This is a genomic window from Streptacidiphilus jeojiense, assembly GCF_000719095.1.
GTDB classification, from domain to species: Bacteria; Actinomycetota; Actinomycetes; order Streptomycetales; family Streptomycetaceae; genus Streptacidiphilus; species Streptacidiphilus jeojiensis.
The window spans coordinates 177,160-190,039 of record NZ_JOEH01000001.1; the positions used below are offsets into that span (position 1 = coordinate 177,160).

The following is a 12,880-nucleotide window of genomic DNA, read 5'->3' on the forward strand; positions in this document are numbered from 1 at the left end:
CCGCGCCATCGGATCGACAGGTCGGGGCCTGCGCGCGGTTCGACCCTCGCCCAGAGGAAAGGACTGATCGTGCGAAACCGTTCGCTTCTCATCGTCACCACTCTTGCCGTAACCGGCGCCCTCAGCCTCACCGCGTGCGGATCGCGCGCCAACAGCGGCTCCAGCTCGAGTGGGAGCTCCAGCGCCGCCGCCGGGTCCACCACCGTCACCATCGGCGTGGACGCCCCTCTGACCGGTTCGCTGTCGGCCCTGGGCCTGGGCATCCAGAACTCCGTGGACCTGGCGATCAAGACCGCCAACTCCACGCACGAGGTGCCCGGCGTCACCTTCAAGATCTCGGCACTGGACGACAAGAAGTCGCCCCAGCAGGGCCAGCAGAACGCCACCGCCCTGGTCGCGGACAGCAATGTCATCGGCGTCGTCGGCCCGCTGAACTCCGGCGTCGCCGTCTCCATGCAGAAGATCTTCGACGAGGCCAACCTGGTCGAGGTCTCCCCCGCGAACACCAACCCCGCCCTGACCCAGGGCCCGAACTGGGCGACCGGCACCAAGACCCGCCCGTTCAAGTCGTACTTCCGCACCGCCACGACCGACGCCATCCAGGGCCCCTTCGCGGCCCAGTTCGCCTACAGCACCCTCAACAAGAAGAAGGTGTTCCTGGTCGACAACAAGCTGACCTACGGCGTCGGCCTGGTTGCGACCTTCAAGGACGAGTTCACCAAGCTCGGCGGCACCGTGGTCGGCCAGGACCACGTCACCAGCGGCGCCAACGACTTCTCGTCCACCGTCACCGCCATCAAGAACTCCAAGGCCGACTTCGTCTACTTCGGTGGCGAGTACCCCGACTCGGGTCCGCTCACCAAGCAGCTCAAGGCAGCCGGCTACAACGTCCCGCTCATCGGCGGCGACGGCATGTACGACCCGACCTACATCCAGCTCGCCGGTGCCGCCGCCAACGGCGACTACGCGACCTCCGTGGGCGCCCCGGTCGAGACCCTGCCGTCCGCCACCAAGTTCGTCGCCGACTACAAGGCAGCCGGCTACAAGGACCCCTACGCGGCCTACGGCGGCTACTCCTACGACAGCGCGTGGGCGATCATCGAGGCCGTGAAGGCCGTCGCCGCCGCCAACAGCGGCAAGCTCCCGGCCAACCCGCGCCAGGCCGTCGAGACCGCCATGGGCAGCGTCAACTTCAGCGGCGTGACCGGCACGGTCTCCTTCGACCAGTACGGCGACGCCACCAACAAGCAGCTCACCGTCTACGGCGTCAAGAACGGCGCCTGGGCCACCGTCAAGACCGGCACCTTCTCCGGCTGACACACCGTCAACACCCGTACAGCACAAGCACCGCGCGGGGGCGCAGCAGGTCAGGCGCCCCCGCGCGGTGCCACATCGGCCCACGTTTCCGGTACCCGCGCTCCCGCACCCGCGCATCCCGTACCCACGCCCATTTCCGGCTCACCCGCCCCTGACAACGGAGGCCTGCGGTGCACGAACTGCCGCAAAACCTAGCCAACGGCCTGCTTCTCGGCGCAACCTACGGACTCATCGCCGTCGGCTACACGATGGTCTACGGCATCGTCCAGCTCATCAACTTCGCCCACGGCGAGATCTTCATGACCGGGGGCTTCGGCGCCCTCACCGTGTACCTGGGCCTCGGCTCGGGCACCTCCATGTGGATCGCACTCCCCCTGATGCTCCTCGGCGGCATCGTCACCGCCACGGTCATCGCCGTTCTCGCCGAGCGCTTCGCCTACCGGCCACTGCGCAACGCGCCGCGCCTCGCACCGTTGATCACCGCGATCGGGCTCTCCATCACCCTGCAGCAACTCGTCTGGGGCTTCTACCCCAAGGCCAAGTCGCCCCGGGTCTTCCCCTCGCTCCCCGGCGGCCCGTTCCACCTGGGTTCCATCACCTTCCAGTCGGCGGACATCTTCGTCGTGGTCGCAGCCGTGGCCTCGATGCTCTTCCTCGCCTACTTCGTCCAGCGCACCCGCACCGGCCGCGCGATGCAGGCCACCGCGCAGGATCCGGACACCGCCAAGCTCATGGGCATCGACACCGACCGCGTCATCGTCATCGCCTTCATCCTGGGAGCCACCTTCGCCGCCGTCGCCGGCGTCGCCCACGGCCTGCGCTACGGCCAGGTCTCCTTCGACATGGGCTTCGTGGCCGGCCTCAAGGCCTTCACCGCCGCCGTCCTCGGCGGCATCGGCAACATCTACGGCGCCATGCTCGGCGGCATCGTGCTCGGCGTCGCCGAATCCCTCGCCGCCGGATACATAGAGAAGATCCCCGGCATGAGCCAGTTCGGCGGCGGCGCCTGGCAGGACGTCTGGGCCTTCGTCATCCTCATCCTCGTGCTCATGGTCAGACCACAGGGCCTACTGGGCGAACGCGTCGCGGACAGGGCGTGAACGACATGACCGACACCATCAACACGCAGCAGACACCGGCCCTGCGCCCCGCGCTGCCGCTGCCGGAAGCCGCCGCCCGCGGACTCGCCGCCGTCGGCGGACTGGCCACCGCCGCCTCCGCCTTCCTCGCCTGGACCTACAGCTCCGCGTTCCCCGGCGACCTCACCGTCAACGGGTACCCCGGCGGCCTGCAGTGGGTCACCCTCGTCGCCGGCCTCCTGGTGCTGCTCTACGCGTTGACCGGCTACCGCGTCCCGGGGCTGCGCTGGCTCGCCCCCGGCGGCGCCGAGGGCGCAACCGTCATCGTCGCCTTCGGCGCCCTGGCGACCACCTGGTTCACCCTCATCGCCATCGCGGACGAACTCGGCGGCCTCGCCAACCTCGCCAGCGGTGGCTGGGTCGCGGGCATCGCCTCGCTGGTCGCCCTGCTCGGCGCCCTGGGCCTGCCCCGCGACGGCGTCGCCGCGGACGCGGACAACCCGCTCAAGCGCGTCGTCGGCTACCCGGGCAAGCGCCCCGACCTCAGGCCCGCACCCGCACTGCCGGTTGCCGTCGAACTCCTGATCATCACTCTGGCCCTCGCCCTCGGCCTGGGCATCTTCACCTTCGGCATCGACACCAGCTACGGCGAACTCTTCGGCGGCTTCCTCATCACCGCCGTCTTCGCCGCCTGGGCGCTCAGCCGCTCCGGTGCCCTCGGCCGACTCACCGACATCACCAGCAGGCACCGCGTCTTCACCGCCGTCGGCGCCTTCGTCGCCGCCGCGATCTTCCCCTTCACCCAGAACAGCGACGCCAACGCCTCCATCGGCGTGAACCTGCTGATCTTCGGCGCCACCGCCCTCGGCCTCAACGTCGTCGTCGGCCTCACCGGCCTCCTCGACCTCGGCTACGTGGCCTTCCTCGGCGTCGGCGCCTACACCGGAGCACTGGTCTCCGGGGCCGCCACCTCGTCGCTGCACGTCACCTTCCCGTTCTGGGCAGCAGCGATCACCGGCGCGGCAGTGTCCGGCATCTTCGGGGTCATCCTCGGCGCCCCCACCCTGCGGGTCCGTGGCGACTACCTCGCCATCGTCACCCTCGGCTTCGGTGAGATCTTCCGCATCGTCGTCAACAACCTGGACGGCGTATCAGGGCCCAACGTCACCGGCGGCCCCAACGGCATCCCCAACATCCCCGACCTCAGCATCTTCGGCTTCAACCTCGGGAACGCGCACACCATCGGCGGCATCACCCTCGGCCGGTTCGCCAACTACTTCGAACTGATGCTGGTGTTCATCGCCATCATCGTGCTGGTCTTCAGCCGCTCCAGCAGCTCCCGCATCGGCCGCGCCTGGGTCGCCATCCGCGAGGACGAGACCGCAGCCACCGCCATGGGCATCAACGCCTTCCGCTTCAAGCTGCTCGCCTTCGCCCTCGGCGCCACCCTGGCCGGACTCGCCGGTACCGTCATGGCGCACGTCGGCTTCAGCGTCGTCCCCGACCCCTTCGTCTTCGCCGGACCGGTACCGCCGAACTCCGCCTTCCTGCTCGCCGCCGTCGTCATCGGAGGCATGGGCACCGTCACCGGTCCGCTGATCGGTGCCGCGCTCTTCTACCTCCTCCAGGCGAAGCTGCAGTTCCTGCAGAGCTACCAGCTCCTGCTGTTCGGCATCGCGCTGATCCTCTTCATGCGGTTCCGGCCCGAGGGCCTGATCGCCAACAAGCAGCGGCAGTTGGAGTTCCACGAGGACGAGACCGAATCCGCCGCCGAACTCAGCACCGCAGGGGCGTGAACCAGATGACCGACATCACCCTGGAGAACAGCTCCAGCAACTCCCCCGCCACCGGCACCCCGCTTCTCGAAGCCCGTGGCGTCATCATGCGGTTCGGCGGCCTGACCGCCGTCAACAACGTCGACCTCACCGTCAACACCGGTGAGATCATCGGCCTGATCGGCCCCAACGGAGCCGGCAAGACCACCTTCTTCAACTGCCTCACCGGCCTGTACATCCCCACCGAGGGACAGGTCACCTACAAGGGCACGGTGCTGCCGCCCAAGCCCTTCAAGGTCACCCAGGCCGGCATGGCCCGCACCTTCCAGAACATCCGGCTGTTCCACAACATGACGGTCCTGGAGAACGTCCTCGTCGGTCGCCACACCCGCACCAAGGAAGGCATCATCTCCGCCATCCTCCGCGGCCCCGGCTACCGCCGCGAGGAGGCCGAGTCCCGCGAGAAGGCCATGGCCCTGCTGGAGTTCACCGGCCTCGCCCGCAAGGCGGGACACCTCGCCCGCAACCTCCCCTACGGCGAGCAGCGCAAGCTCGAGATCGCCCGCGCCCTCGCCAGCGAACCCGGCCTGCTGCTGCTCGACGAACCCACCGCGGGCATGAACCCGCAGGAGACCCGGGCGACGGAGGAGCTGGTCTTCGCGATCCGCGACCGCGGTATCGCCGTGCTGGTCATCGAGCACGACATGCGGTTCATCTTCAACCTCTGCGACCGCGTCGCCGTCCTCGTCCAGGGCGAGAAACTGGTCGAGGGCACCTCGGAGGTGGTCCAGGCCGACGAACGCGTCATCGCCGCGTACCTGGGCACGCCGTACGAGGCGACCCCCGAGGCCGGCGCCGCCGGCGAGGCCGACGGCAGCATTCCCGCCTCCGACGCCGCCTCCGATGCCACTCCCGACGCCACTCCCGACGCCACCGATGCCACTCCTGAGGAGGACCAGTGACCGCCCTGCTCGAGGTCGAAGACCTCCGCGTGGCCTACGGCAAGATCGAGGCGGTCAAGGGCATCTCCTTCACCGTCGAGGCAGGCCAGGTCGTCACCCTGATCGGCACCAACGGCGCCGGCAAGACCACCACCCTGCGCACCCTCTCCGGCCTGCTCAAGCCCATCGGCGGCAGCATCCGCTTCGACGGGCAGCCGCTGGGCTCGGTCCCCGCACACAAGATCGTGTCGCTGGGCCTGGCCCACTCGCCGGAAGGCCGGCACATCTTCCCGCGCATGACCATCGAGGAGAACCTCCTCCTCGGCGCCTTCCTCCGGAAGGACCAGGACGGCATCCAGGCCGACGTCCAACGCGCCTACGACCTGTTCCCCATCCTCGGCGAGCGCCGGAAGCAGGCGGCGGGAACCCTGTCGGGCGGCGAGCAGCAGATGCTCGCGATGGGACGCGCACTGATGTCCCAGCCCAAGCTGCTGATGCTGGACGAGCCCTCCATGGGCCTCTCCCCCATCATGATGCAGAAGATCATGGCGACCATCGTCGAGCTCCGCAACCAGGGCACCACCATCCTGCTCGTCGAGCAGAACGCCCAGGCCGCACTGTCCTTGGCGGACACCGGCCACGTGATGGAGGTCGGCCGCATCGTCCTCTCCGGAACGGGCTCCGACCTGCTGACGGACGAGTCGGTACGGAAGGCCTACCTCGGCGAGGACTGACGGACCGTCGGTACTGATGGATGCCGTTGCAGGCGGGGACGCTCCCTGCCTGCAACGGCATTCGCCGTAACGCGATCTGCCCCACCGTCTCCGGGGCTCCGCCCCGAAAGCAGCAACAAGCAGGAGCCGGGGCGGCCGGGCCCCGGCGCGAAGCGTCGGCCGTGCGCCGGGGTTGGGCCGAACCGGGGTCACTTTCGGGACAAGGTGTCACTTGATCATGCCCATATGCCCGAATTGACCCGACTCTCGCGTACCAGAAGTGACCCAATGTACCGAAAGTGACCCCGGTTCAACCCAGCAGCTCCAACTGGTTCACGATCTCGTCCAGGAATGCGTGCGGTCGCAGAAAGATGGCCTGCCAGGAGAAACGCAGGACTGCGCGCACTGCACTACTTGTCGCCAGGTCGTTGAAACGGCGCAGATCACGTCGCTGGCCGTCCGGCGTCCAGTGGTGCTCAGCGCCGTCGACCTCCACGGCCAGGCCCTCCCGGTCGAAGATAAAGTCCACTCGCCGGACGCCCGCCGCCGTCGCCACCTCGGCCTGCGTTCGCGGGTGGACATCGGCGTCGTACATCAGCAGTCTGGCTTCGGTCTCCAGCGGAGACTCGCTACGGGCGTCAGCGAGTTCGACCCACCGGAGCGCAGTGCTGGTCGCCTGTCGATTGCTCGCCCCGGCCAGGTGCGCCCGCACGTCCTCTTCGGTGCACAGTCCCGCATTCAGTGCGGAGTCCAAGGCAGCCACCGCAGTATTGCGCGGCTCGCTCCGGAGCAGGTCGGTCAGGGTGCGGAGAATCGTGGTGCAGCGGAGGCCCTCCACTGCGGTCGAGTCGTGCGGCCCCAGCGGGAGGCGATGGACGAGCACCCCGGCGACCCGCGTGCGCGCCCGCTCGGGACGGGGGTCGGTCACCTCGATGGGTCTGGCGGCTTCCCCCGGACGCTGCAGGACGGTGATGCCGTGCAGCCTGGCGGCGGTCCGATGACTCGCTACGAGGTGTGGCTTCGCAGCCTGGGCGGCCCTGAGCCGCAGCAGGGGCACAGCTGAGGGCGCTCCAGGCGGAGCGAGCAGTCCGGGCTCCGGGTGGTACCAGCCGTAGTCCCGCAGCAGCGTGCGAAGTTGCCGCTCGGAGCAGCCCATGTTGCGCGCGCGATCGACCGACAGGAAGCCGCCGAGGCGCAGGGCGTGCTGGCGCAGTTCGTGTTCGTTCATGCCGCAGAGCACGTGGTTGCCCGGCCCACGGTTGCACCCTGATCGGGTGAACTCGGGTCACTTTCGGTACGTTGGGTCACTTCTGGTACGCGAGAGTCGGGTCAATTCGGGCATTTGGGCATGATCAAGTGACACCTTGTCCCGAAAGTGACCCCGGTTCGGCCCACCCCGGCGCACGGCCGACGCTTCGCGCCGGGGCCCGGCCGCCCCCGCTCCTGCTTGTTGCTGCTTTCGGGGCGGAGCCCCGGAGACGGTGGGTGCGGTCGTGCTACGGCGAATGCCGTTGCAGGCAGGGAGCGCCGCCTCAGGCCTCCGACACCGGCGGCTCCGACGGGGCCGCCGGTGCCTTCTTCTTGGCGTCCTGGGCTGCGCCCTCCTCGATGACCGCCTCAGCGACGGCCTTCATGGTCATGCGGCGGTCCATGGACGTCTTCTGGATCCAGCGGAAGGCGGCCGGCTCGGTGAGGCCGAACTTGGTCTGCAGGACGCTCTTGGCGCGGTCCACGAGCTTGCGGGTGTCCAGGCGGAGGCTGAGGTCGGCGATCTCCTCCTCCAGCGCGCGCATCTCGCTGTAGCGGGAGACCGCCATCTCGATGGCGGGGACGAGGTCGCTCTTGTTGAACGGCTTCACGATGTAGGCCATGGCGCCGGCGTCCCGTGCCCGGTCGACCAGCTCGCGCTGCGAGAACGCGGTGAGCATCAGGGTGGGCGCGATGTGCGCCTCGTGGATCTGCTCGGCGGCGGACAGGCCGTCCAGGATGGGCATCTTCACATCGAGGATCACCAGGTCGGGCCGGAGCTCGGTCGCCAGCTTCACCGCCTCGGCACCGTCCCCGGCCTCACCTACGACGGTGTAGCCCTCCTCCTCGAGCATCTCCTTGAGGTCGAGACGGATCAATGCCTCGTCCTCGGCGATGACCACACGGGTCGTCGTCGGCGGGACATGCTGCTCGTGCTGCTCGTCGGCGGCGGTCACGGTGCTCCTCGTTGACGCGGGGGTACGTGCAAGAGCCTACCTAGCTGCACGAAGACCAGGGAACACGATATGGTTCCTTCCGCAGGCCAGCCGGGTTGGTGGAATGGCATACACACGGTTCTCAAACAACCGCGCCGAAAGGCTTGCGGGTTCGAATCCCGCACCCGGCACACACCTTCGTTTCCAAGGTCATCATTGCGCTGAGGCGGTTCATGTCATGTGAAGCGTCACTACACGTGTCTCACGATACGGTCAAGCCCTCCTGCGGGTGGTGCCGCCGAGTCGACCTTGACGCGATTCACGCATACGAATGACTGTTGGGCAATCGCCGGATCATTCGACCTCATGCTCCGCACCCTGAGGCCATGTACTGGCCCGATGAAACCCGTCGGCAGGCCCTGGCCGCTTGCCAGCATGGACAGTCCAACGCGTCCGTCGCCCGCTCGCTCGGCGTCCCCAAAGGGACTGTCGCCTGGTGGCTCCACCAGGACCGTGCAGCGCGCGATGCTCTGCCCGGCCTTCGTCGATCCACCTGCCATCGATGCGACGGCGACGACCTTGACGAAGCAGCCTACGCGTACCTCCTCGGGCTCTATCTCGGCGACGGGCACATCGTCCGCCCAAGACAGCATCGCGTGCACAACCTGACGATCGCCTGCTCCGATACCTGGCCCGGATTGATCGACGCTGCAGAGGCCGCCATGCGAGCGGTACTGCCCTACAACGCCGTCTGTCGCGTCCAAGCGCGTGGCTGTACGAGCGTCAAGGTCTACTCACGGCACCTGCCATGCCTGTTCCCACAGCACGGCCCCGGCAAGAAGCACGACCGGCCGATCCTGCTGGCCGATTGGCAGCGCCAGGTGACCCATACCCACAACTGGTGCCTCATCCGGGGTCTCTTCCACTCGGACGGCAGCAGGACGCACAACTGGGCACAGCGCACGACAGACGGCGAGCAGCGACGGCACGAGTACATCCGCTACGAGTTCACCAACAGGTCCGCCGATATCCGCGACATCTACACAGGCACTCTCGACCGACTCGGCGTCGAATGGCGCACCCGCAGCCGACGGGACGGCGTCCACACGGTCTCCGTCGCGCGGAGGGCGTCTGTGGCGTTGATGGACGAGCATGTCGGGGCCAAGTACTGACCATGCCGCGCGGGGAATGCAATCGTTCGATCGGGGTATAGGGGCGACGGGGATGACGATCATTCAATAGCCATACCCATGCCCGGATCCTGACCTCGACGGCTTTCCTCAAGTAATGCTCAAGTTTTCAAGTTGGTTCACGTTCCATCCGGGCTCCGCCCAGCGCTGCCTTGCCACACGGCCGCCACCAGGGATGATGCCCCCTGCCTAGAGGGGCTTCCGCCGGTGATTCTCCTGGGAAGCAGGTGTGAAGAAGCTCAAGAGAACGCAAGTATTCAGTGCTGACATCTATGCATGAGCGCAATCTGCACCTAATCTGATCCAGCCCTTAACGGCCGCTTAACAACCCCACCTGCCCTGCCAGCTATGTCGAGAGGTGGCGCCCGCATGGCACCCACTGATCTGTTGTCCAAATCCCCCGACACCGGTGACCGCTCGCTGCGGCGGGAAATCGGCCTCATCGGACTGATGTGGGCGTCCGTCGGGTCGATCATCGGTTCGGGGTGGCTTTTCGGGGCCAAGGAGGCCGTCGTGGTCGCCGGGCCGGCGGCGATCATCTCCTGGGGGATCGGCGCGGTCGCGATCGTCCTGCTGGCGCTGGTGCACGCCGAGCTCGGCGGGATGTTCCCGGTGGCCGGCGGCACCGCCCGCTACCCGCACTACACCTTCGGCGGCCTCGCCGGGATGTCGTTCGGCTGGTTCTCCTGGCTGCAGGCGGCCACGGTCGCACCGATCGAGGTCGAGGCCATGATCGGGTACGCCCAGCACTGGTCCTGGGCGTCCGGCTTCCAGCACTCCAACGGGACGCTCACACTGTCCGGCTTCGTCATCGCCGTCGTACTCATGGCCGTGTTCGTCGCGGTGAACTTCCTCGGCGTGCGCCTGCTCGCCCACACCAACAGCGCGGCGACCTGGTGGAAGATCGCGATCCCGCTGCTCGCCATCTTCGTCCTGGCCATCACGCACTTCCACGGCGGCAACTTCACCTCGCAGGGCTTCGCCCCGTTCGGCGCCAAGGGCATCCTCGCCGCGATCAGCACCAGCGGGATCATCTTCGCGCTGCTGGGCTTCGAGCAGGCGATCCAGCTCTCCGGCGAGAGCCGCAACCCCAAGAAGGACATCCCCCGTGCCGTCCTCGGCTCGGTGGCGATCGGCGCGCTGATCTACATGCTGCTGCAGGTGGTCTACATCGGCGCGCTGCCCGGCTCCTCCTTCGTGCACGGCTGGGCGAACCTCGCCTACACCGGGATCAGCGGTCCGTTCGCCGGCCTCGCCACCGTGATCGGACTGGGCTGGCTGGCCTGGATCCTCTACCTGGACGCGATCATCTCCCCGGCCGGAACCGGTCTGATCTACACCACCTCGACCTCCCGGATCTCCTACGGTCTCAGCCGCAACGGCTACGCCCCGCAGCTGTTCGAGGCGACCGACAAGCGCGGCGTGCCGTGGTTCGGGCTGATCATCTCCTTCGTCACCGGCGTCGTCTGCTTCCTGCCGTTCCCCAGCTGGCAGCAGCTCGTCAGCTTCATCACCTCGGCCAGCGTGCTGATGTACGCGGGTGCCCCGCTGGCCTACGGCGTGCTGCGCAAGCAGCTGCCCGACCGCGAGCGCCCCTACCGGCTGCCCGCCGGGCAGGTCATCGCCCCGGTGTCGTTCGTGATCGCCAGCCTGATCATCTACTGGGCCGGCTGGGCCACCCTCTGGCGGCTCGGAGTGGCCATCATCCTGGGCTACATCCTCCTCGGCTCCTACGCCTGGTACGCCCGGGCCAAGAACCTGCCCAACGCCCCGCAGCTGGACTGGAAGGCGGCGCAGTGGCTGCCGGTCTACCTGGTCGGGATCGGGATCATCTCCTGGCAGGGCGGCTTCGGCGTCGGCTCGGAGGGCCACATCCACCTCTGGTGGGACATGGGCCTCATCGCGGTCTTCTCGCTGGCCGTCTACTACTGGGCGCTCGCCGTCGGCCTGAAGCGTGAGGACATCGAGCGCAACATCGACGAGGTCGCCGTGGTGGACGAGGGCGGTCACTGACACGCGCCGCTGATGCACAGTCAACCAACAGGCCGGGCCCGGTCAGTGAGGGTTACTCACCGACCGGGCCCGGTCACGTTCGCGTCCTGCGGCTCTGCCCGAAGGCTCAGACGGTCACGTCCCGCGGGCTGTCGTCCTCGCCCACGTGGTGGACCCGGACCAGGTTGGTGGAGCCGGCCAGGCCGGGCGGGGAGCCGGCCGTGATGACCACGATGTCGCCCCGCTCGCAGCGGCCGATGGCCAGCAGGGCGTTGTCGACCTGGGCGACCATCTCGTCGGTGGTCTCCACCAGCGGGCCCATGAAGGTCTCCACGCCCCAGCTCAGCGACAGCTGGCTGCGCACCGCCGGCTCGTAGGTGAAGGCCAGCACCGGGATCGGCGAGCGGTAGCGCGACAGCCGCCGGGCGGTGTCCCCGGACTGGGTGAAGGCGACCAGGTACCTGGCGCCCAGGAAGTCGCCGATCTCGGCGGCCGCGCGGGCGACGGCCCCGCCCTGGGTGCGGGGCTTGTTGTTCTCGGTGAGCGGCGGCAGCCCGGCCTCGATGATGTCCTCCTCGGCGGCGCAGACGATGCGGGCCATGGTGCGGACGGTCTCAGTGGGGTACTTGCCGACGCTGGTCTCGCCGGAGAGCATCACCGCGTCGGCGCCGTCGAGGACGGCGTTGGCGACGTCGGAGGCCTCGGCGCGGGTGGGGCGCGAGGCGTTGATCATGGAGTCGAGCATCTGCGTGGCGACGATGACGGGCTTGGCGTTGCGGCGGCAGAGCTTGATGGCCCGCTTCTGGACCAGCGGGACCTGCTCCAGCGGCATCTCGACGCCGAGGTCTCCGCGGGCGACCATGACGCCGTCGAAGGCGTTGACGATGCCTTCGAGGTTGTCGACCGCCTGGGGCTTCTCGACCTTGGCGATGACCGGGACGAAACGTCCCTCCTCACGCATGATCGCGTGCACGTCGGCGATGTCGGCGGCGCTGCGGACGAAGGAGAGCGCGACGATGTCGGCTCCGATGCGGAGTCCCCAGCGCAGGTCGGCGACGTCCTTGTCGCTGAGCGCGGGGACACTGACGGCCACACCGGGAAGGTTGAGGCCCTTGTGGTCGGAGACCATGCCGCCCTCGACCACGGTGCAGCGGACCCGGGGTCCGTCCACCGCGACGACGTCGAGGGCGACGCGGCCGTCGTCGATCAGGATGCGTTCGCCCGGGGTCACATCGGCGTTGAGGCCCTTGTAGGTGGTGCCGCAGCCGTTGCGGTCCCCGGGGTGGTCCTCGGTGGTGATGGTGAACTCGTCACCGCGTTCCAGGAGGACCGGACCCTCCGCGAATGTTTCCAACCTGATCTTGGGGCCCTGGAGGTCGACGAGGATGCCGACGCTGCGGCCGGTCTCGTCGGCGGCCTTGCGGACCCGGCGGTAGCGTTCCTCGTGCTCGGCGTAGGAGCCGTGGCTGAGGTTGAAGCGGGCCACGTCCATACCGGCGTCGACCAGGGTCTTGATCTGGTCGTACGAGTCGGTGGCGGGCCCTAGAGTACAGACGATTTTTGCTCGGCGCATAACACCGAGCGTAGGTCTTACCGGTGAGTAGTGAAGAAGCCCTCATGGAGCGTCAGATGTCGTGCGGATGACGGTTCCTTGAACAATCCGCAGCGTTCCCGAACGCATACGAGAGGT

Annotated in this window: 10 protein-coding genes and 1 tRNA gene; 8 read left to right on the top strand and 3 right to left on the bottom strand. The window is 68.0% G+C overall.

All coding sequences use genetic code 11. From position 1 onward, the window contains the following. Nucleotides 1-69: 69 nt before the first annotated feature. The 5 genes from IF29_RS0100780 (at nt 70) to IF29_RS0100800 (ending at nt 5,846) form a co-directional block, all read left to right on the top strand. Complete coding sequence (locus tag IF29_RS0100780) at nt 70-1,317, top strand: branched-chain amino acid ABC transporter substrate-binding protein (RefSeq protein ID WP_030248245.1); 1,248 nt, start codon at nt 70-72, stop codon at nt 1,315-1,317. A gap of 170 nt (nt 1,318-1,487) precedes the next feature. After that, on the top strand, nt 1,488-2,417 hold the full coding sequence (locus IF29_RS0100785) for a branched-chain amino acid ABC transporter permease (protein WP_030248247.1): 930 nt from the start codon (nt 1,488-1,490) through the stop codon (nt 2,415-2,417). 5 nt (nt 2,418-2,422) lie between these two features. Further along, nucleotides 2,423-4,192, top strand: a complete 1,770-nt coding sequence (locus tag IF29_RS0100790) for a branched-chain amino acid ABC transporter permease (RefSeq protein WP_037594005.1) — start codon at nt 2,423-2,425, stop codon at nt 4,190-4,192. Between the two features lie 5 nt (nt 4,193-4,197). Continuing rightward, complete coding sequence (locus IF29_RS0100795; protein ID WP_037594006.1) at nt 4,198-5,133, top strand: ABC transporter ATP-binding protein; 936 nt, start codon at nt 4,198-4,200, stop codon at nt 5,131-5,133. Then, the gene (locus tag IF29_RS0100800; RefSeq protein ID WP_030248253.1) at nt 5,130-5,846 is read left to right on the top strand and encodes an ABC transporter ATP-binding protein; all 717 of its coding nucleotides are present in this window, start codon (nt 5,130-5,132) and stop codon (nt 5,844-5,846) included. Before IF29_RS0100795 ends, IF29_RS0100800 begins: the two co-directional genes overlap by 4 nt. A 289-nt stretch (nt 5,847-6,135) precedes the next feature. On the opposite strand, the gene IF29_RS0100805 is transcribed toward IF29_RS0100800, so the two are convergent. Beyond that, nucleotides 6,136-7,053, bottom strand: coding sequence for a DUF559 domain-containing protein (locus tag IF29_RS0100805; RefSeq protein ID WP_157623505.1), 918 nt, complete (start codon nt 7,051-7,053; stop codon nt 6,136-6,138). 304 nt (nt 7,054-7,357) lie between these two features. Beyond that, nucleotides 7,358-8,029 (bottom strand): ANTAR domain-containing response regulator, encoded by a 672-nt coding sequence (locus IF29_RS0100810; protein WP_030248257.1) that lies wholly within the window; start codon nt 8,027-8,029, stop codon nt 7,358-7,360. Nucleotides 8,030-8,118: 89 nt separating this feature from the next. Between IF29_RS0100810 and IF29_RS0100815 the strand changes: the two genes are divergently transcribed. The 3 genes from IF29_RS0100815 to IF29_RS0100825 all read left to right on the top strand — a co-directional run bounded on the left by IF29_RS0100815 (nt 8,119) and on the right by IF29_RS0100825 (nt 11,211). Next, nucleotides 8,119-8,199 (top strand) — tRNA-Leu (locus tag IF29_RS0100815). A 195-nt stretch (nt 8,200-8,394) separates the two neighbouring features. Further along, on the top strand, nt 8,395-9,180 hold the full coding sequence (locus tag IF29_RS0100820) for a hypothetical protein (protein ID WP_030248258.1): 786 nt from the start codon (nt 8,395-8,397) through the stop codon (nt 9,178-9,180). A gap of 387 nt (nt 9,181-9,567) precedes the next feature. After that, on the top strand, nt 9,568-11,211 hold the full coding sequence (locus IF29_RS0100825; RefSeq protein ID WP_051724738.1) for an APC family permease: 1,644 nt from the start codon (nt 9,568-9,570) through the stop codon (nt 11,209-11,211). 106 nt (nt 11,212-11,317) lie between these two features. Here the strand turns inward: IF29_RS0100825 and pyk are convergent, their stop codons facing one another. After that, entirely contained in the window at nt 11,318-12,763 is a 1,446-nt protein-coding gene (gene pyk / locus IF29_RS0100830; RefSeq protein ID WP_030248262.1) for a pyruvate kinase, read from the bottom strand. Nucleotides 12,764-12,880: the final 117 nt, after the last annotated feature.

Excerpts from the sequence above, each read along its gene's own strand:
- IF29_RS0100790 (WP_037594005.1), top strand. The coding sequence starts at position 2,423 with ATGACCGACACCATCAACACGCAGCAGACACCGGCCCTGCGCCCCGCG.
- IF29_RS0100795 (WP_037594006.1), top strand. The coding sequence starts at position 4,198 with ATGACCGACATCACCCTGGAGAACAGCTCCAGCAACTCCCCCGCCACC.
- IF29_RS0100805 (WP_157623505.1), bottom strand. The coding sequence starts at position 7,053 with ATGAACGAACACGAACTGCGCCAGCACGCCCTGCGCCTCGGCGGCTTC.
- IF29_RS0100820 (WP_030248258.1), top strand. The coding sequence starts at position 8,395 with ATGTACTGGCCCGATGAAACCCGTCGGCAGGCCCTGGCCGCTTGCCAG.
- IF29_RS0100825 (WP_051724738.1), top strand. The coding sequence starts at position 9,568 with ATGGCACCCACTGATCTGTTGTCCAAATCCCCCGACACCGGTGACCGC.
- pyk (WP_030248262.1), bottom strand. The coding sequence starts at position 12,763 with ATGCGCCGAGCAAAAATCGTCTGTACTCTAGGGCCCGCCACCGACTCG.